Origin of the sequence: Cellvibrio sp. BR (assembly GCF_000263355.1) — a bacterium.
GTDB lineage: Bacteria > Pseudomonadota > Gammaproteobacteria > Pseudomonadales > Cellvibrionaceae > Cellvibrio.
This window is the reverse complement of the sequence record NZ_JH668203.1, coordinates 502,633-522,860: the sequence shown is the minus strand read 5'-3', so window position 1 is coordinate 522,860 and position 20,228 is coordinate 502,633. Positions and strand designations below refer to the sequence as shown.

Here is a 20,228-nt window from a genome sequence, read left to right as displayed (position 1 = left end):
AAACCAAAAGCCCTTTGGGGCATAGGGCAGGGAATTGCCAAGTTTAGCGGCTAATTCCCGTTAAGCGGTATTTCTGCAGTCGGCTGTTGGGCTTTTCAGGAATTGTCATTTCAATTAGACCCGCATTGAGCGCGGGTTTTAAATAGCGTCCACTAAATGATTTTCGGTCTTGTAAGCCCAAGGCTGTTTGTAAATCGTCACGACTCATCTCCCCTTTAAGCGCGGAAAGCAATTCTTTGACTTGGGGGGTGACTTGGGGGGCGACTTGGGGGGTATCTAAAGAGTTGGATGATTCAATAGTGTTCATAATCATCTGCAGCATAAATTCAATAAACGGTGCAGAGTCGGTCTTTTTCGTGCTGAGGTTAATTGCTCGGTAATACTCGCTTTGGTGCTCATGCACCATGCTTTCCAACGACAAGTTCGCAAACAGTGGATTCCATTGATTGAGTATTAATGTCTGCCAAAGCCGTCCCATGCGACCATTACCATCACTGAATGGATGAATAAATTCAAATTCATAGTGAAAAACAGAACTGGCAATTAGTGGGTGTTCTTCAGTGCTTGCAAGCCAACCGAATAAATCCCCCATTAAATTTTTAACGCGATTTGCTGGCGGTGCCATATGCACGACTTGATCGCCATTCATTACACCCACGTTGCCCTTACGATAACTACCCGCATCATCAACAAGACCTTTCATCAAAACAGTATGGGCTTTCAGCAAGTCTTTTTCACTGGTCGCTTTCCATGTTTCAAATTGTTCATAAGCCTTAATCGCGTTACGAACTTCCAGAATTTCTTTCGGTGGTGCTATAACGCGTTTACCTTCCAGAATTGCGGTAATTTGTTCTTCGCTTAATGTATTACCTTCGATTGCTAATGAACCTTGAATTGTGCGAATGCGGTTAGCTCGGCGTAACCGCAGATTTTTATCTTCCTCCAAAACTGACAAGCGGCCCACCGCTTCACTTATAGCTGAGCTTAAGCGAAGCATGGTTGGGGTGAGGCTGTGGGGCGGCTGGTAGGTTTTAGGCATGGCGATAGTCTGCGTGTCGAAAAACTTATAGCTACATTTTATCCAATGATTTTTGGACTATAGCAATTACGCCGAATATTTAAATGGTGAAACAAAAAACCCGATCATTCCTGATCGGGTTTTTTGTTTGGAAGTTGGTGGAGCCGGGGGGATTTGAACCCCCGTCCGCCAGCACTCCATCCTCGGCTCTACATGTTTAGGTCCGTTTATTAATTTAACGCTTATCAGCCCAACAGGCAGGACGAAAAGCGCGATCCTGTAGAGTTTTAGCAGCGCCGCACCAGGCTTACTTTGCTGCGATCCAGTTCTGTATGACGGGCTCTAACGCGGTACTGGCACCTTGTTACAGACCGTTAGCAGCGATTAAGCTGCTAAAGCGTAAGAATCGTCGTTTGCGACTATTCAAGTACAGCTTTGGATTAACGTGATTGGCTGTCATCACGACATGCACCTTGGGCTTTGTTACCAGCGTCGAATCCAAATCGACCCCAATCGCTTAACCTGAAGGGTTGTTCTTGCGAACGTCCCACGTCAAGCAGCGAGTGGCGGCATTCTACTCCTAATCCCCGCTTAACGGTAGGGATCAATTGTTTCAATACTGCCATCCGCCTTATGAGTAAGTGGGGCCATCTTGATGGATCTCAAGTGGGTAATGCCTTTTGATAAGACCGAGTCGTGATAAAAAAGGTACCACTGATCCTGATATTTGCAGACGGAGTGGTGAGTCGTCCAACCCACTACCGGGGTGAGGATCTGCCCGCGATAGGTGAAGGGGCCGTAGGGATTATCCCCCGTGGCGTAGCACAAAAAGTGGGTGTTGCCGGTGGAGTAGGAGAAGTAATACAGGCCGTTGTGCTTGTGTACCCAGGAGGCTTCAAAGAAGCGACGGTCGTGGTCGCCCGCGAGCAGCGGTTTGCCGTTTTCATCGAGGATTTGAATTTCCCGTGGGGTTTCGGCGAATTCTTTCATGTCGTCGCTGAGGCGCGCGATGATGGGACCGAGGGCTGGTTCGTGGTCGGCGGGTTCACCGCGCTGTGCGTCGTATTGGTTGTTGCGATAATTCTGCAACTGGCCGCCCCAAATGCCGCCGAAGTACATGTAGTAGTTGCCATCGTCGTCTTCAAACACGGCCGGGTCGATGGAGTAACTGCCGTTCATTGCTTCGGGTTCGGCGGTGAATGGGCCGGTGGGTGAATCGCTTACTGCTACGCCGATTTGGAAAATATCGTCCGCGCGTTTTGCCGGGAAATACAAATAATATTTGCCATTTTTATGCGCGGCGTCCGGCGCCCACATTTGGCGAGTTGCCCAAGGGACATCTTTTACATGCAGTGCAACGCCATTATCGACGGCGGGGCCTTCGGGTGAATCCAGAGAGATTACGTGGTAATCCTCCATACCAAAATGATCGCCGTTGTCGTTAAACGGAATGCCCGCTTCAATATCGTGCGATGGATAAATATAAAGTTTGCCATTAAACACATGAGCCGATGGATCGGCGGTGTAGATGTGTTCAACCAGTGGTTGTGAAATGGCGCGCGCTTTGTAGTCCGCGACGACTTCGGGTGCTAAACATTCTTCAGCCATACAATTCTCTCTTTCTCTTCATATCAAGTTGAAAATAATTATCTTCCAGCGGCCTGACGTCGCGCGTTCAGGTCGGCTTCAATTTGCGATTCCAGGGTTTTATTAATTGCATAAAAGAACATGCAACCTACGGCAATAAAGAAGGGCAGCGATGCAAATACGCTCACAGCCGTTTTAATGCCTTCTATGGTTTCCGCGTTTTGCACATCCAGCGCGGCGTCGTAGCCATAGTAGGCGAGCAGTGTGGCGCCCAGTGAGCCGCCAATGGTCAAGCCCAGTTTTAAGCCGAGAATCATCGCGGAGAAAATAATAGCGGTAGCGCGGCGGTTATTTTTCCATTCGGAATAGTCCGCTACGTCGGCAATCATCGCCCACAGCAGTGGGATGGTGATGCCGTAGAAAAATCCGTGCAGAATTTGCGAAATAAATACAATCCCGATGCTCTCAGCAGCATAAAAATTAAATGCAAATACAAACAGGGTAGATACAAACAGCGCAGCGGCAAAGACATTGCGTTTGCCAAATTTGTCGGCGAGGTTTTTGGAGAAACCAATACCGATAATCATCATGATGATGCCGCAGCCGTTAAATAAACTGAAGGTGGAGGTGGGCGCATCTTTCGGCCATTGGAATTCCGACAGACCCATGCCTGTTAATAAAGCATTTAATCCGGCGATAAAATTATTGAAGCCAATGTCATCCAAAAATTGTGCGAGGTGCGCTTCGCTTAAATAATTTTCAAAGTAGAAAATGTACATGCCGCCTTTGAGGGCGAGCGTGACAAACACCAGAATGGTCACCAGTAGCATGATGATCCAGGGGATATTTTTAAACAGGTCAGATAAGTCCTGCGCGATGCTATTGCGCGCTTCTACTACCGGCAGGATGCGCTCTTTGGTGGTGATAAAGGCGATCAAAAAGAAAATCGTACCGGTAATGGAGAACACCAGCATAGTGTTATGGAAGCCCACGGCTTTATCGCCGTCGCCCAGAATCAATACCAGCGGCAAGAGCAATACTTGAATAATAAATTGCGCCACCATCACTGCGACAAAGCGGTAAGCCGACAAACTGTTGCGCTCGGCCATATTGCCGGTGAGCACGCCACTCAGCGCCGAGTAGGGCAGGTTGTTCGCGGCGTAGATCACCAGCAGCAAAATGTAGGTGGCAAATGCGTAGATGACCTTACCGTTTTCTTCAAAGTCCGGCGTGCTAAAGGCCAGCAGTGCAAGGGCGCCAAAGGGCACGGAGGTCCAGAGCAGCCAGGGGCGAAATTTACCCCAGCGGGTATTGGTTCGGTCAGCAATGATGCCCATCACCGGGGTGAAGAAGGCACCAAATAAACCGCCTGCGGCCATGATCATCGCGGCTTTGCCGGCAGAAATGCCATAAACATCGGTATAGAAGAAGGCGAGAAAGGTCACCAGGGTTTGGAAAATCAGGTTGGCAGCCAGGTCGCCGAGGCTGTAACCGACTTTTTCAACAACGGAAAGTTTGTGTGCAGCGGCCGTGGGAGCAGCCTGGGCAATTGCTTGAGTCATGGTGATCTCATCTTGTTATTGGTGGTTTGGTAAAACTTGTGTACTTGTCGCCATAGCATCCCTTAAATACCTCTTATAGTCAATGAGCGTATAAGGTGTTGAGTCTGGATTTGTAAAGATTTTCCAGCCGTTAACGGCGTTGGCAGGGTGGACGAAAATATATTTCAGAGTGGCCTTTGTCTCCGTAGCTTTTTTGCACAATCAATCGATATGATGCGCGAGCCTTGGCGCATGAATCATTTGCCTGGGCGATCTTTTACTCAGGTTAGATCCAATTGCTACCGAAGGGTAGTTAATCGCTTGAGAGGAGATAGGGAACTAATAATAACGGCAACAATAAATTCAGGTAGATACGATGACGACAATCAAGATGGTAATACTGTCAGTGGCAGTATTGGTGTTAACCGCGTGCGGCGGCGGTGATGGAGGGGGTGGTGGATCTGGTGGGGGGTACGGCAAAAGGTACTTTTACTCTTGATAAGTCCAGTCTTTCCTACAGCCAGCGGTCGGGCGAGTTTTTAAATCAAACTATTCAAATAAATGTGACCGGTAGTGATGTGACCTATGTGGTTGCAGGTTTCGATGAAGGCCAGTCGGAAGTGCCTTGGTTGTCGGTGTCATTGTCGGGAAGTGGCAGTCAATACACGCTTGATATCTCCGCCAGTTCATGGGGTATGGCGGCCGGTAATTACTCAGCTAATTTTACTATCGCAACCGGCGACAAAAATGAAAAACCGCTGCAGAAACGCGTGGTGAATGTAACGCTGTCGGTGACCGAAAACTTTGCGTTTTCACAAGCAACCATAACGCGCTACGCCGTTGCGGGCAAACCCGTGGGGGATCAGGTTGCCGATATTTGGTTTGCTGGAAAAAGCACAGCTGCGTGGACAGCGACCTCATCGGCTCCCTGGTTGGTGATCTCCAATCCTACGGGTACTGGAGGCGGCCAGTTGATGCTAGGGGTTGATACTCGCGACCTAACGCCCGGTAACTACACCGGTACTGTGCAACTTGCTGAAAACGGCAATGCAACCAATAGCGCAAGTTTGCAATACAACCTGACCGTGGTAGCACCGCTGGTATTTTCGGCGGCACCTGATGAGCTTATTTTTGTGGCTGGCCTTTCGGGTTCGGATTACCGGGCAGAGCTCCCGTTTAGCGGTGATGCGCAAACCAATTGGATGGCTTCTACCGATATTCCGGGCGTATCTATTTACAACGCGGAAGGCAGCGGTAGTGGCAATATTGAGTATCGCCTTAACCCTTTATGGTTGTCCGAGGGGACTTACACAGGGCGCGTTACCCTGGTCGATAAAAACGACTTTTCTAACATTGACCACCACACTATGAAAATCATTGTGGAGGCGCCTATCCAGTTTTCTGAACTGGCCATGACGCGTGCGCAAGAGCTGCAGGCTAACCCCATCGTTTATGGGTCAGATAATTTGCAGCGCAGTTTGGAGTTACCTTTCACCGCTGGAGATCACGCCCAGTGGACATCCATTAGCAATGCGCATTGGCTGACGACCAGCAATGTGGTGGGAACCGGTTCGGGCAGCTTGCAATTGCAGATAAACGCCAGTGGTTTGCCCGTCGGGACCTATCCGGCCGAGCTGCGCTTGGAGGATTATTTGAATCCGCAAAACCAGGTCACCCTCAATCTGACCTTGGTAGTGGCAGCCCCAACCTGACAGTTACCAGCGAGAACCTGTTGCTGGGTGGCAGCGACGGCTTGGGCATCGCCCAGGCTAACCTGGGCTTTGCGATTAATACCGGGGTCAATGGCTATGATTACTCGGTGAGTGCCCAAACCGAGGCGAATGGGGATTGGCTGACAATCAGTTCCGGTTCCGGCCCCGGCACCGTGAACAATAGCGGCATAGTGACCGGCGCTGGTGTAAACCTTAACCTGACGCCACTTGCCTCCCTGATTTCTGGTACCCATGCCGCCAACCTTGCATTGCGGGTTGAAGTTGGCGACCAGGTGTTAACCCGCACTGTGGCGGTCACCTTCAATAAAGAGGCCAACCGTTTGGTGGCGAGCAATCTCGGGGTTGCCTTTACCGCCGCACCATCCCGTTCAGTACTAACTCGCACACTCAAAATCAACAGCTCAATCGGGTGCGATGATGTTCCCTGGGTAGCGGTTTCTAATCAGCCTTGGTTGACCGTGACTGGCTCGGGGCTGACGAGTGAAGATCTGGTGCTCACTGCAGATGAAACGGCTCTTGCTGTCGGTACTCATATTGCCGAAGTGAGGGTAAGTTCGAGCGATAGTAACGTGGAAAATGAAGAGGTGATTCGCGTTGGTTTAACGGTATTGGACGCTGATCCCTCCGATGCCAATATTAATCTGGCATCCACTTTTAGCGTTTCCGATGCTATCGCCGGCATAGGCCGTTTTGGGATGGTCGCGAGCCCCGTTGAGCCTTGGGTATATATAGGTTTGGGCAGTCAAATCAATATTTACAACCAATTCAGCGGCGCGTTGGTACACAGTTATATGCCGGCAGTAGGCTCGATTGGCAGCATGGCGATTAGTCAGGATGGTACAAAGCTTTACGTGCACGATCCGGTGAACTTGAAAGTGGTGGAGTTGTACGCGGACACTGGCGACACGGTAAATAGCTTTAGGGTGGTACCGTCCGAATGGTCTTCGCTCCACACAGTGCTTATGCCCGGCTATTTCCGTCCCAATGGTCGCCCGCTCTTGTTTGTGGCCGGTACGCGCATTTTTGATCTGACCACAGGCGAGCAAGTGGCGGTAGAAGGGGGGTACGACTCCTATTTCTACAGCATATCTACCAACCAAAACCCCAATTGGGTTGCGGGTTACGATGGCTCCCTGATGGAATATTTTTATTCAGCGCTGGGGGGCGGCAACGGCACGTTAACAGCCACTGTTAAATCCTCGGTTTCCTACGCCCAAGGGCGTGCCGGACAGGCTTGTGTGGATGCGGCAGGCTCGCGTGTGTACACCGCAAGTGGTGCGCCTTATGAGTTCTCGGGCGTCGGCATTGTGAGTCAAACCCTGGAGCAAGTCTTGCCAGCTACTGCCTACCCCAACTCTGTTGTTTGTGGTTGGAATGGAGTTTTGGTAGGCGGTGCAGGTGCCTACTATGATGCGCAGGATATTTTTGTGTACAACACAGTGACCGGGCAGAATTTGGGCAACTACAGCTCTTCGACTGAAAATGGCTATCGCTATTTGCTGGATCGTGGCTTAGTGCTCTCGGGGGATAACCAGCGTGTCAGTGCGCTCAGTTATAGCGATTCAACCCAGCTGCTATTGCGAATCTTTAGTGTGCCGGCAATACCCTGATAAACAAAAAGGCCGCGTTAATCCGCGGCCTTTTTTTCAAACACTATTTTTAGCAATCCTCATGCATTTTTACACACTCAAATACCGCTGCACCAAATCATCATTCAAGTTGGCGATAGGGCCGGTGGCGACTACGCTGCCTTTTTCCATAATAAAAAAGTCATCGGCAACACGGCGGGCGAAGGGGAGTTTTTGCTCGACGAGTAATACAGTTAACCCAAGTTCGCGATTGAGCTTGCGAATCACTTCACCAATATCACGCACAACGTTGGGCTGAATGCCTTCGGTCGGTTCGTCCAGAATTAATAATTTGGGGTCGAGCACCAATGCCCTCCCTATAGCTAGCTGTTGCTGCTGACCACCCGATAAATCCCCACCACGGCGATGTTTCATTTCTTTAAGCACCGGGAATAATTCATAAATCAATCCGGGAATAAAACGGGCTTTATCTTTGCGTGCGCCGAGCGATATTTTTAAATTCTCTTCCACGGTTAATAGTGGAAAAATTTCGCGCCCTTGTGGCACAAAACCTATACCGCCACGTGCGCGATTTTCAGTGGAGAGTTTATTGATGTCATAACCGTTGAGGCTGATGATGCCATCGCGTACCGGCAGTAAACCGGTAATGCATTTGAGCAGGGTGGTTTTACCTACACCGTTGCGCCCGATCAAACAGCCACAGGTGCCTTGTTTCAGGTTGAGCGACAAATCCCACAAAATATGGCTTTGGCCGTAGTACTGGTTGATGTTTTTTATTTCCAACATGATTTGGTTATCCCGATTCTATTCACCGTTTTCTCTTCGCTGTCTGCTATTCGCCAAGGTAGACTTCAATTACTTTCGGATCATTTTGTACCTGATCCATAGTGCCTTCGGTGAGCACCGAGCCTTGGTGTAACACAGTGACTTTGCGTGCAATGGAGCGCACAAACTTCATGTCGTGTTCCACCACAATCACTGAGTGTTTACCCGCGAGCGATAATAATAATTCAGCGGTTTTTTCGGTCTCTTCACCCGTCATACCTGCGACGGGTTCATCGACCAACAACACCCTGGGGCTTTGCATTAACAGCATGCCAATTTCCAGCCACTGTTTTTGCCCGTGGGATAGTGCACCTGCGTTTTTGTAGCGGTGTTCGGCCAAACCTATTTGTAACAACACTTCATCAATACGGTATTTTTGTGCGGAGTTTAATTGTTGGCTCAGTGTCCACCACACACGTTTGTCGGCGGCGGTGGCCAGCTCCAAATTTTCGTACACACTCAGTGCTTCAAAAATGGTCGGCTTTTGAAATTTACGACCGATACCACCGCGGGCAATTTGGTGTTCGGACAACTCCAGCAAATTAATTTGCTGGCCAAAATACACACTGCCGGCATCGGGTTTGGTTTTGCCGGTGATCACATCCATCATGGTGGTTTTGCCCGCACCGTTGGGGCCGATAATGCAGCGCAATTCACCTTCATCGATGTAAAGGTTTAAATTATTCAGTGCACGAAAACCATCGAAGCTCACAGTAATGCCTTCTACATACAAAATCGTACCGTGAGTGGTGTCCAGTGGAGCACCAAAGTTGGGGTCGCTTTGGCCGAGGGTGCGACGGGCTTGTGAAAAAATATTCATTACACAGACTCCTTGGTCGCAGTGGTAGATTCGGCTTTTTTGTCGACATCTACTTTTACATTCTCATTGTCGGTTTTCACTGGTGCTTTTTTGAAACGGCTAAATAAACCTACTAAACCCTTGGGCAATATCAGCGTCACAATTACAAACAATGCGCCTAATGCAAATAACCAAGTCTCTGGTGAATAAGAAGTAAAAATAGTTTTGCCGTAGTTGACGGTAAAAGCGCCAACAATTGCACCAAACAAGGTGCCGCGCCCGCCAGTTGCAACCCACACCACTAATTCAATGGAATTGAGCGGGGAAAACTCACCGGGGTTGATAATGCCCACTTGTGGTACATAAAGTGCGCCAGCAATACCCGCGAGCATCGCGGAAAATACAAATAACCACAGCTTGTAGGATTCCACTTTATAACCGCAAAAACGCGTGCGACTTTCTGCATCGCGAATAGAGACAATAATTTTCCCCATGCGCGACGTCACAATATAGCGGCAGGCGATGTAGGCAAAAATCAACATAAAACCTGAAGCTAAAAACAGCGAAATACGCGTGCCATTGGCGGCGATAGGAAAGCCGAGAATATCTTTAAAATCGGTGAGACCATTGTTGCCACCAAAGCCCATTTCATTGCGGAAGAACGCCAGCATCAGTGCATAGGTCAGTGCCTGGGTGATAATGGAAAAATAAACACCGGTCACACGCGAACGAAATGCCAGCCAACCAAATACAAAAGCCAGCAGGCCCGGGATTGCAATTACCATTAACATGGCAAACCAAAACATATCAAAACCCTGCCAGTACCACGGCAATTCTTGCCAGTTTAAAAACACCATAAAATCGGGCAGCAAGGGGTCACCGTATTGACCGCGCGGGCCTATCTGCCGCATTAAATACATACCCATGGCATAACCGCCAAGCGCAAAAAATGCGCCGTGGCCGAGCGACAGAATGCCGCAGTAGCCCCAGATTAAATCCACCGCCAATGCGAGCAAGGCATAACATAAAAATTTACCGAGCAGCGTCACCATAAAGGTGGAGACATGTAGCGATGAAGTTTCCGGCACGAGAATATTGCAAATCGGTACCAGCACCATGGCCAGCAATACCAGGCCCAGCACAATCATGCCGCCGCGATCACTGAGTAATAAACGTTGGGTTAACATTTGATTCTCTCTTTTAAAATTCCGTCAATTTTGTGGTTGTTGGCATTTGCTCCGCCCCGTTGAAAAAGGGGGAGGTTGGAAGGGGATTAATCAATCCGCCGCTGCGCGACCTTTCTGCGGGAAAATTCCCTTCGGCCGTTTTTGGATAAATAAAATCAACAACACCAATACCAAAACCTTGGCGAGTACTGCACCGGCGTAGGGTTCTAAAAATTTATTGATAATGCCCAAGCCCATGGCGCCAACTAGCGTGCCCCACAAATTTCCTACGCCGCCAAATACCACCACCATAAATGAATCGATAATGTAGGCTTGGCCAAGGTTAGGACCGACGTTGGTGAGTTGCGAGAGTGCCACACCGGCGATACCGGCAATGCCGGAACCTAGCCCAAAAGTCATGGCGTCCACCCAGCTTGCGCGCACTCCAACCGCACGTGCCATGGCGCGGTTTTGCGACACGGCGCGAACTTTTAAGCCGAGTGAGGTTTTTTTGAGAATGGCGAGCAGCGCAAAAAAAACAATCAAACCGAAGATAAAAATATATAACCGGTTGTAAGTAATAGAGAGCACTGGGTTAATGACCAGCGAACCACTCATCCATTCAGGTAATTCCACGGCGCGATTCAAGGGTGAAAAAATACTGCGTGCAGCTTGCTGCAAAATTAAACTGATACCAAAGGTGGCGAGCAAAGTTTCCAGCGGTCGACCATATAAAAAACGAATGACACCGCGCTCAATGGCGATGCCCACCAAACCGGCCACAATAAACGCGGCAGGAATTGCGATCATTAAGCTGTAGGCAATTTGATTAGGAAATAGTTGTTGCACAACCCAAGTCACATAAGCGCCGATCATCATCAACTCGCCGTGCGCCATATTAATAACACCCATAACACCAAAGGTAATGGCGAGGCCAATTGCGGAGAGCAGCAATACCGAACCTAAACTCAAACCGAAAAATACGTTTTCAGCAAAACGAAAAGCAGCAATACGGTCTTCAATAGAATCCAATGCAAATTGTGCCTGTTGTTTTACTTTCTCATCGCTGTCGTTGGTGGCAATCTCTAACAACGCGGTGCGTACTTCTTGTTGCAAGCTGCCGCGTAAAATTTTTATTGCATCCAAACGAACTTGTTGTTCGCTGCTTTGTAAATTCATTAGGGCAACCGCGGCGGCAATGGCGGTGCGCACATCGTCATCCGGTTCGGTTTTTTGACGGGTTTCTAGTAGTGCAATAATGTCTGCATCAACACCATCGGCAATCATGCGATTCACCGCATCCAGACGGATAGCGGGATTTTTATCGTTTAAATTCAATGCAGCCAAGACAGTGCGTAGCTGGCTGCGCATGGTGTTGTTAATTGGCACACGTTTAAGTGTACTGGTATCGGCGGTAATTTTTTCGCCGCTTAATGCATTGATAAAGTTGCCAGATTTATCGGCAATTGCCACTAGCGGATCGCTGGATTTGGTGGCGTAAAGCAAGCCCTGCTGCAGTGCAGCAATGATGCCGGCAACGCGGCTGTCGTCAAGTTGAGCGAGTTTTTTTGCGGTTTGGGCGCGTTTGGGCAGGCTGCCTTGGGTTAAGTCTTTAACCAAGGTGTCGAATGTAACTTGCGCCGTATCTGCTGCAACCGTTGTGTTAACGAGTGTGGTATCAGTTGTTGTAGGTTCAGCGTCTTGCGAAAACACTGTTGTTGGAATGCAGAAGGATAAAATTATCAACAATTGCAGCGGCCATCTTCCCAACGGCTTGAGTAGGTTTCGCATAGTCTTGTCTCTGTTAAAAAAAAATAAAATAATTAGGTAAATCTTTTTTGATTTTTGATGTGGTACTTAGGGCGTGGTGCTTAGGGTTTAGTGCTCAGGGTGTGGTGGAACTTGCGCTCCACCATACCCTGCAGATCAAAAGATCAAGTTAAACAATTATTGCGCAGCAGCTGCACCCAAACATTTTTTGGTTTTGGTGTTGTAGTTGCCACACTTCAATTTAATCCAGTCAGATTCCAGATCTTTTGAACCGTCAAGGAAGTCAGACCATGCATCGCCGGGAACCAAACCATCGGTTTGTGAAACGGTAAGGAATTGACCGTCTTCCTGAATTTCGCCGATCAATACAGGTTTGGTGATGTGGTGGTTGGGCAACATTTTGCTGATGCCGCCAGTCAAGTTAGGTGCTTCTACACCGATGATTGCGTCAACCACTTTGTCAGTGTCGGTAGTGCCTGCTTTCTCAACCGCTTTAACCCACATGTTGAAACCAATGTAGTGTGCTTCCATTGGATCGTTGGTTACGCGTTTGTCATTTTTGATAAAGGCTTTCCATTGTTTGATAAACGCGGCGTTAGCAGGATTGTCTTCGCTCATGAAGTAGTTCCATGCCGCCAAGTGACCCACCAGTGGTTTGGTGTCGATACCGGAAAGTTCTTCCTCACCCACAGAGAAGGCGACTACGGGAATATCTTCGGCGGTTACTTTTTGGTTGCCCAGTTCACGGTAGAAAGGCACGTTAGCATCGCCGTTGATGGTAGAAACTACTGCAGTCTTTTTGCCCGCTGAGCCGAAGCGTTTGATATCGGACACAATGTTTTGCCAATCAGAATGACCAAATGGTGTGTAGTTGATCATGATGTCTTCTTTGGCAACGCCTTTGGACATCAAATAAGCTTCAAGAATTTTGTTGGTGGTACGTGGGTAAACATAGTCAGTACCCGCCAGTACCCAGCGTTTTACTTCCATGTCATTCATTAAATAATCAACTGCGGGAATAGCTTGTTGGTTTGGTGCAGCACCGGTGTAGAACACGTTGCGTGAAGATTCTTCACCTTCGTATTGCACGGGATAAAACAACACACCGTTCAATTCTTCAATAACTGGTAATACTGATTTGCGTGATACCGATGTCCAGCAACCGAAAATAGCGGCCACTTTATCTTTAGTTAACAGCTCGCGGGTTTTTTCGGCAAACAGTGGCCAGTTGGATGCTGGGTCAACCACAACTGCTTCCAGTTGTTTACCGAGCAATCCACCTTTTTTGTTTTGCTCTTCAATCAACATCAACATGGTGTCTTTCAGTGTGGTCTCTGAAATGGCCATGGTGCCAGAGAGTGAATGCAGTATGCCGACCTTAATCGTTTCAGCCGCAGTTGCACTGAATGAGGCGATGGTTAAGCCGCAGGCGATACCGAGTGCCCCGACATGTTTTGCTATCTTCTTCAGCTTCATGGGTCTATCTCCTAGATGGTTTTAATGACTCAGTGGTTTTTAACTATGCGCATTCATTGTTTCTTGAAAACTACCCAGTGAATGCAATTTTTCCGGTAACGCCTTATGCATAACGCTTATATTGGGCGGCAAAATTTTCTTCCATGATCTGGTTCATGTGCTTCAGGCATCAACCAGTTGCTGCTCTAATGTGAAATAGGTGTTGCTAACGAAAATTTATTCTGAATCTGCCGGATGTTGTTGCTGCGCTTCGTACAACATATGCAGGGTAATTTTTCTAACTTCGGCCTTGCTCGCTTCAATGTGTGTTTTTAAATAGCTTTTAGCGTCTTCTGCGCGGCGTTCAATAATGGTGCGCAGAATTTTGGCGTGTTCGTCGTAAGTGGCTTCAATACGATTGCGCTGGGTGAAATCAATGCGGCGAATAATGCGCAGCCGCTCGGTAATTTCATGATGAATTCGTGCCATTTCCATATTGCCGGTAGCTTCAATCAATTGTTCGTGAAAGCGTTCATCCAGGCCGCATACGGTTGGGCCGTCTTTTAAGCGGTCTTCCGGTTTTACCAGCCAAATACGTTTTACATCTTCCAGATCGGGTGCGGTTTCCATTTCGCACAGTTTTTTGATGGCGGCTAATTCCAAGATAATGCGCACGTCATAAAGCTGTTCAAATTTTTTGAAATCAAACGGGTTTACTTTCCAGCCACTGCGAAACGAAACATCCACATAACCTTCGCGCTGCAAACGTGCGAGCGCTTCGCGCACGGGGGTGCGACTGGCAGCAACACGTTCAGCAATTTCGTTTTCGCTGAAACGATCGCCGGGAACCAAGCGAAAAGAAAAGATATCGTCTTTGATAATTTGATAAATCCGCTCCGTTAAATTGGTGCGCGGTTCATCGGTTTTCTTTTTGGTTTTGTCGGTTTTGATTAATTTCATTTTTTCACCGTAGGTTGGAAAAGCGTAGCGCCTTCCGACATATGTATTGTTCATGAAAATTGTCGGAAGTCGCTGCGCTCTTCCAACCTACGTCCCTGCTTAACTTAATCCGTCTCAAGCACCAACAACAAATCACCCGCATTTACTTGTTTTCCCGGCTCACAATGAATTGCAGTGATTTTTGCGGCGCGATCGGCATACACCGAAAACTCCATTTTCATGGCTTCAACAATTAACAGCGGTTGGTCGACTTCTACCATTTGGCCGGGTTCAACTAACAGTTTCCAAATGTTGCCGCTAATGTCGGCGGTGACGGCATGCCCATCCACTTCAATTGGGCCAGTTGATACTTTTGCTTGCAGTGCCGCATCCACTTGTTTTTCTTCATCGGCTTGCCAGAGCGCAACTTCTTGGGTGAAGGCGGCTTGTTGTTTGGTTTTAAATTCAGCAATGCTGGCAGCATTGTCTTGCAGGAATTGTTCGTGTTCTGCGAGGCTAAAATAATCTTCTTCAATTCGCAGGCTTAAACGGCCTTCGCGGAATGCTTCGCGTTGTGCCGTTAATTCTTCTTCAGTCACTTCGTAATAGCGCACACGGTCAAAGAATTTCAGCAGCCATGGTTCGCCATCTTTAAAGATTGGATTTTTGAGAAATTTATTCCAGATGGGCAGCGTACGACCAACCAGTTGGTAGCCTCCGGGAGAATCCATGCCGTAAATACACATATATACGCCGCCGATGCCGACAGTGCCTTCTGCAGTGTAAGTGCGCGCCGGATTGTATTTGGAAGTGAGCAGGCGGTGACGCGGATCAACCGGAACTGCACAGGGAGCGCCGAGATAAACATCGCCCAAACCTAGCACCATGTAACTTGCATCAAACAAGGTTTGTTTAACTTGTTCGATGGAATCCAGGCCATTAATGCGCCGCATAAATTCAGTATTGCTTGGCAACCAAGGGGCTGTGTCGCGCACGGATTGGCGATAGCGCGCTACCGCATCCAGCGTTGCCGAATCTTCAAAGGCCATCGGCATATACACGATGCGACTAGGCACTTTAATATCTCGCGCGTTACCGAGCGTTTCTTCAATCACCAGTAGCTTATCGATTAATTGCTGTTGGTGAATCACGCGGCTGTCGTAATTAATTTGCAGTGAGCGCACACCGGGTGACAACTCGATCACGCCATTAATGGGTGATGCCTTTAATGCTTCCATCAACGCATACACACGCAGGCGCAAACTTAATTCAAGAACATTGTCGCCGTATTCAAGCAGAATATATTTGTCGCCTGCTTGACGATAGCTCACCAGTGGGCGGCTGCCTTCGGGTGGTAATGCGGCGACTATACAATCGGAAATAGTGTTTTCCGGTTTCACAATCGGTGCGAGCAAAACTTCTGGTTGTGCACTCAGGTTTTCAATGGCGCGGTCGGTACATAATTCCAGCGCGAGTGCAGCGTCGAAGCTCAAACGTTTAAAACGAATTTTATCGCCGGGTTTTACTTGGCCAACTTTCCACAACTCTGCTTTGACGATTGTTACCGGGCAAACAAATCCACCAAGGCTGGGGCCGTCTTTGGTGAGGATTACCGGCATGTCGCCAGTGAAATTAATGGAGCCAACGGCGTATTCGGTATCGTGAATATTCGAAGGGTGCAGACCCGCTTCGCCGCCATCGCTTCGCGTCCAGGTTGGTTTGGGGCCATTCAAACGAATGCCTAAACGGTTGGAGTTGTAGTGAACTTCCCATGCGGTTGAAAAAAACATATCAATCGCATCTTCCGTGAAAAAATCGGGCGCGCCGTGTGGGCCGTAGAGCACACCAATTTCCCATTCATTTGGATAGCTTGGAATTAATTCAACGGGTGCTGCGGCAGCTTCATAGGTTGGTGCGGGCGTAGTGCAAGCAGCAATCGCTGGATTACTAATTGGCAACATATCGGTCGCGCGCAGTGTACGACCTGCGTGACCACCAAATTGGCCGAGCGCAAAGGTGGAGCGGCTACCTAAATAAACTGGCACATCAAAACCGTTGCGTACGGCGAGGTAACCACGGCAGCCTTGCTCGGCTTTGCCCACTTCCAGAATTTGTCCGGCTTTAATGGCAACCGGTTGCCAGAAAGGAATTAATTCGCCATCAATTTTTGCAGGCGATGTTGCGCCAGTGAGCGCAATAATTGCATCGCGATGAAATTTTAATTTTGGCCCGATGATGGTGTATTCGAGTGCAGCAGCGCTTTCGTGGTTGCCGACAATACGGTTGGCCAAACGGAATGCGTAATCATCCATTGGACCTGACGGCGGAACACCAATGCTCCACAAACCAACACGGCCAGGATAATCCTGCACGCTGGTGTAAGTGCCGGGTTGCAATACTTCAACAACCGGTGCTTGGTATTCAAAGCTGGCTAATTTATTGGTCGCCACATCGCCGATGGCAAAAAAATCGGTTGCGATAATTTGGCGCAAGTAATCCAAATTGGTGGCAATACCTGCGGCGCGAGTTTCATTAAGTGCGGTTTTCATTTTGCTGATCGCATCGGCGCGATCTTTACCGTACACAATAATTTTGGCGATCATCGGATCGTAATAGGGCGATACTTCGGTGCCGGTTGAAACCCAGGTATCGATACGTGCCGATTCAGAAAACACCACATCCGTTAACACACCGGGTGAGGGTTGGAAATCGCGCACCGGATCTTCTGCGTACAAGCGCACTTCAATAGCGGCGCCTTTCGGATTAATTTCGATATCCAGTTTTGGCGGAGTACCGGCAGCGGTGAGGATCATCCACTCAACCAAATCGACACCGGTACAAGCTTCAGTAATTGGGTGTTCAACTTGCAGGCGAGTGTTTACTTCCAAAAAGTAAAACGCATCGCGCGCCGCGTCGTAAATATATTCAATGGTACCTGCAGAGCGGTAGTTAACAGCCTCGCCCAAGCTTTTGGACGCGGCCAATAATTTATCGCGCGTGGCAGCAGGTAAATTGGGTGCAGGAGTTTCTTCAACCACTTTTTGGTTGCGGCGTTGCAATGAGCAATCGCGCTCGCCCAGTGCAAGTACATTGCCGTTACCATCACCAAAAATTTGCACTTCTACGTGACGGGCGTTATCCACGAAGCGTTCGAGGAATACTCCGCTATCGCTAAAAAAGTTTTGCCCCAAGCGTTTTACGCTTTCATAGGCGGCGACTAATTCAGCTTCGTTATTGCAGCGCGTTAAACCGATACCACCACCACCGGCGGTGCTTTTTAACATCACCGGATAACCAAGTTGTGCAGCAGATGCAACCGCTTCGTCAATCGAGTCCAATAAACCGGTTCCGGGAGTGAGAGGTACACCGGCTTTTTCAGCAATTTCACGCGAGGTGTGCTTCAAACCAAATTCGCGAATTTGTGCGGGAGTAGGGCCGCAAAATGCAATGCCTTCGGCTTCGCACTGCTCACAAAATTTTGCATTCTCAGAGAGAAAACCATAACCGGGAATAATCGCCTGGGCACCGCTTGCTTTAGCGGCAGCGAGAATTAAATCGGATTTTAAATAACTTTCTGCCGCCGTATTACCACCAAGGCATATCGCTTTATCGCAGGCAGTGACGTGCGCGGAGTTGCGGTCTGCATCGGAATAAACAGCAACCGATTCGATGCCCATTTTTTTCAGCGTTTTGGCAATGCGTACCGCGATTTCTCCACGGTTAGCGATAAGTACGGTCTTCAACATGATTCTTCTCCGGCGTTAATTCTGTTTTTTATTTCTGCAGCGACTTGATATAAGCCCGCCATCCACCCAAATGCGTAATATCCGTTGCGCCATTTACGGCGGCGCCTTCACAAATGAAACCTTTTACTTCACGGCCATCGTGCAAACTCAATGTGCCTATACCGAGTGGTGCGGGAATCAGTGCAACAAAACTGCCGAAGTGCTGTAGCGGTACATCCCACAGCTCCACAATAATTTCTGCACCGGTTGATTCAGTGCGAATTAATCCAGGTTTGGGCGGTGTGGTATTGGGCAGCGCGAATAAACGGTAATTGCTGGCGGTGTAAGTGCTTTCAACAAACAGTGCTTTGCGTTCTTGCAATTGCACATTGAGTGGCATGCCGGTGAGGTGCGCGCCCACAACGGCGAGGCGCACATAACCAGCAGGTGGATTGGTGTTTGTTTGTGGTGCAGGTGTTGGTTGTTGTGTCGCGCCGAGTTTTAAATTCACACTGCTGTGCCATTTTTTTCCGAAAGCGGCGAGGGCGGCGTCTTGCCATGCAGGTGCAATTAAGGTGAGGCCAAAGGGCAAACCATCGGCACGCAGCGTTGCAGGTAATGCGAGAGCAGAACAGTCAGCGAGATTCACAAAATTGGTGTAGGTACCAAGTTGGCTGTTAACCGTTACTGGGTCAGCCGCTACCTCATTGAGTGTTGGGTGGCGTGGCGATGTTGGCACTAGCAGCGCATCCACACCGTTCATTAAATTTTGAATTTCACGTGCAAGGTCAGCGCGTTGATATTCAGCGCGGTACGCTTCGGTTGCAGAAAAATTCACCGCTTTTTCAATAATGCCACGCACCACATCATTCATATCGGCGGCGTGGTCTTGCATAAAATCCTTAATCGCGGCGTGACGCTCAGCAACCCAGGGGCCGCCATACAATAATTGCGCGAGGTTGAACATGGGCGTGAAATCGATGGTGATTAATTCCGCACCCAGCGCTGAAATATTTTCCAGTGTTTCCAGCCACGCCGCTTCGGCGTGCGTATCGCCAAACCAATTGGGTGATGCGGGAATACCAAAACGCGGTTTGGCGGAAAAATAAATGGGTGTGCTGTGGTTAATGCGCGAATAACCATCGGTTGCGTCAAACCCTTCCATCACCTTGGCAACAGTTTCTGCATCGTCCACGGTGAGTGAAAAAATCGAAACGCAATCTAAACTGCGACAGGCGGGCACAACACCGCTGGTACTGAAGCGCCCTTTGGTTGGTTTTAAGCCCACGATATTGTTAAAGCCCGCTGGCACACGGCCGGAGCCTGCGGTATCGGTGCCCAAACTAAAAGGTACTAATCCGCGCGCAACAGTAGTGGCTGAGCCGGAGCTGGAACCGCCGGACACATAATCTGCATTAAATGAATTAGGTACGGCGCCATAAGGTGAGCGCGTGCCTACCAAACCCGTCGCAAATTGATCCAGATTGGTTTTGCCCAGCACAATCGCCCCCGCTTGTTTCAAGCGTGCAACAGAGGTGGCATCGGCTTCGGCGATATAGGTAAACGCCGGGCAGGCTGCGGTGGTGGGCATGCCCGCAACATCAATATTGTCTTTAACCGCGAAGGGGATACCGTAGAGCGGGAGGCTGGTTGCATCATCAAGACTCGCCAGCGCATTAAGCTGTGCCTCAATCTCTGCGGCCGAAACAATGTAAATCCAGGCAGCGTCATCGGCTTTGAGTTGTGCACGAAGGTTCAGCAGCGCATCGCGCGCCTGCAAACCTTCGCTGCGATAGGCGTTGAGCCATTCAGTAATTGTCCAGCCAGTGGTCTCGTTATTTTGCAACAGCGTCATTATGGTTCCTGCGTTCAAATCTGAAATACAATCTTGGATACAAGATTGCTTTTCAGTTGGTTTTGCAGAAACTGTGCCAGCCTAAAATCGGCGTCCTAAATTTACTATTTAAAAATAATAAAAGTCTTTTTATTCAATTGGTTATGAATTTTATAAGGGGATGGAATGGGGCGCTTTGAGGCGGTTTTTACGAAGGGTTTTATGCGCTTAAGTTGTGCGTGGGATT

General features: G+C 48.9%; 13 protein-coding genes and 1 other RNA gene. 2 read left to right on the top strand and 12 right to left on the bottom strand.

Features of this window, described 5'->3' with window-relative positions; all coding sequences use genetic code 11:
* Positions 1-43: 43 nt before the first annotated feature.
* The 4 genes from O59_RS15410 to O59_RS15400 form a co-directional block, all read right to left on the bottom strand.
* The gene (locus O59_RS15410) at positions 44-1,039 is read right to left on the bottom strand and encodes a Fic family protein (RefSeq protein ID WP_007644335.1); all 996 of its coding nucleotides are present in this window, start codon (positions 1,037-1,039) and stop codon (positions 44-46) included.
* A 135-nt stretch (positions 1,040-1,174) separates the two neighbouring features.
* Positions 1,175-1,529, bottom strand: a transfer-messenger RNA (tmRNA) gene (gene ssrA, locus O59_RS21520).
* Between the two features lie 80 nt (positions 1,530-1,609).
* A complete protein-coding gene (locus O59_RS15405) occupies positions 1,610-2,626 on the bottom strand; it encodes a glycoside hydrolase family 43 protein (RefSeq protein WP_007644334.1) in 1,017 nt (338 codons plus the stop codon).
* 38 nt (positions 2,627-2,664) lie between these two features.
* The gene (locus tag O59_RS15400) at positions 2,665-4,167 is read right to left on the bottom strand and encodes an MFS transporter (protein ID WP_007644332.1); all 1,503 of its coding nucleotides are present in this window, start codon (positions 4,165-4,167) and stop codon (positions 2,665-2,667) included.
* Between the two features lie 434 nt (positions 4,168-4,601).
* Between O59_RS15400 and O59_RS15395 the strand changes: the two genes are divergently transcribed.
* On the top strand, positions 4,602-5,858 hold the full coding sequence (locus O59_RS15395; RefSeq protein ID WP_157152594.1) for a hypothetical protein: 1,257 nt from the start codon (positions 4,602-4,604) through the stop codon (positions 5,856-5,858).
* Between the two features lie 20 nt (positions 5,859-5,878).
* A complete protein-coding gene (locus tag O59_RS15390) occupies positions 5,879-7,489 on the top strand; it encodes a hypothetical protein (protein WP_007644330.1) in 1,611 nt (536 codons plus the stop codon).
* A gap of 69 nt (positions 7,490-7,558) precedes the next feature.
* Here the strand turns inward: O59_RS15390 and urtE are convergent, their stop codons facing one another.
* The 8 genes from urtE to atzF form a co-directional block, all read right to left on the bottom strand.
* A complete protein-coding gene (gene urtE / locus O59_RS15385) occupies positions 7,559-8,254 on the bottom strand; it encodes an urea ABC transporter ATP-binding subunit UrtE (protein WP_007644329.1) in 696 nt (231 codons plus the stop codon).
* Between the two features lie 46 nt (positions 8,255-8,300).
* Positions 8,301-9,113, bottom strand: coding sequence for an urea ABC transporter ATP-binding protein UrtD (gene urtD, locus O59_RS15380; RefSeq protein WP_007644328.1), 813 nt, complete (start codon positions 9,111-9,113; stop codon positions 8,301-8,303).
* A complete protein-coding gene (urtC, locus tag O59_RS15375; RefSeq protein ID WP_007644327.1) occupies positions 9,113-10,279 on the bottom strand; it encodes an urea ABC transporter permease subunit UrtC in 1,167 nt (388 codons plus the stop codon). The genes urtD and urtC overlap by 1 nt, the downstream gene beginning before the upstream one ends.
* Positions 10,280-10,369: 90 nt before the next feature.
* Positions 10,370-12,049 carry an urea ABC transporter permease subunit UrtB gene (urtB, locus tag O59_RS15370; RefSeq protein WP_081489718.1) on the bottom strand — a complete coding sequence of 560 codons (1,680 nt, stop codon included), beginning with the start codon at positions 12,047-12,049 and terminating at the stop codon, positions 10,370-10,372.
* 156 nt (positions 12,050-12,205) lie between these two features.
* Positions 12,206-13,504, bottom strand: a complete 1,299-nt coding sequence (urtA, locus tag O59_RS15365; protein ID WP_007644325.1) for an urea ABC transporter substrate-binding protein — start codon at positions 13,502-13,504, stop codon at positions 12,206-12,208.
* A 216-nt stretch (positions 13,505-13,720) separates the two neighbouring features.
* On the bottom strand, positions 13,721-14,443 hold the full coding sequence (locus O59_RS15360) for a GntR family transcriptional regulator (protein WP_040392864.1): 723 nt from the start codon (positions 14,441-14,443) through the stop codon (positions 13,721-13,723).
* A gap of 104 nt (positions 14,444-14,547) precedes the next feature.
* Positions 14,548-18,168 (bottom strand): urea carboxylase, encoded by a 3,621-nt coding sequence (uca, locus tag O59_RS15355; RefSeq protein WP_007644323.1) that lies wholly within the window; start codon positions 18,166-18,168, stop codon positions 14,548-14,550.
* A gap of 28 nt (positions 18,169-18,196) precedes the next feature.
* Positions 18,197-20,002 carry an allophanate hydrolase gene (gene atzF / locus O59_RS15350; protein WP_007644322.1) on the bottom strand — a complete coding sequence of 602 codons (1,806 nt, stop codon included), beginning with the start codon at positions 20,000-20,002 and terminating at the stop codon, positions 18,197-18,199.
* Positions 20,003-20,228: the final 226 nt, after the last annotated feature.

Coding starts and splice junctions, on each gene's coding strand:
- atzF (WP_007644322.1), bottom strand. CDS start 20,002: ATGACGCTGTTGCAAAATAACGAGACCACTGGCTGGACAATTACTGAA.
- uca (WP_007644323.1), bottom strand. CDS start 18,168: ATGTTGAAGACCGTACTTATCGCTAACCGTGGAGAAATCGCGGTACGC.
- urtC (WP_007644327.1), bottom strand. CDS start 10,279: ATGTTAACCCAACGTTTATTACTCAGTGATCGCGGCGGCATGATTGTG.
- O59_RS15400 (WP_007644332.1), bottom strand. CDS start 4,167: ATGACTCAAGCAATTGCCCAGGCTGCTCCCACGGCCGCTGCACACAAA.
- O59_RS15360 (WP_040392864.1), bottom strand. CDS start 14,443: ATGAAATTAATCAAAACCGACAAAACCAAAAAGAAAACCGATGAACCG.
- urtD (WP_007644328.1), bottom strand. CDS start 9,113: ATGAATATTTTTTCACAAGCCCGTCGCACCCTCGGCCAAAGCGACCCC.
- urtB (WP_081489718.1), bottom strand. CDS start 12,049: ATGCGAAACCTACTCAAGCCGTTGGGAAGATGGCCGCTGCAATTGTTG.
- O59_RS15410 (WP_007644335.1), bottom strand. CDS start 1,039: ATGCCTAAAACCTACCAGCCGCCCCACAGCCTCACCCCAACCATGCTT.
- O59_RS15405 (WP_007644334.1), bottom strand. CDS start 2,626: ATGGCTGAAGAATGTTTAGCACCCGAAGTCGTCGCGGACTACAAAGCG.
- urtA (WP_007644325.1), bottom strand. CDS start 13,504: ATGAAGCTGAAGAAGATAGCAAAACATGTCGGGGCACTCGGTATCGCC.
- urtE (WP_007644329.1), bottom strand. CDS start 8,254: ATGTTGGAAATAAAAAACATCAACCAGTACTACGGCCAAAGCCATATT.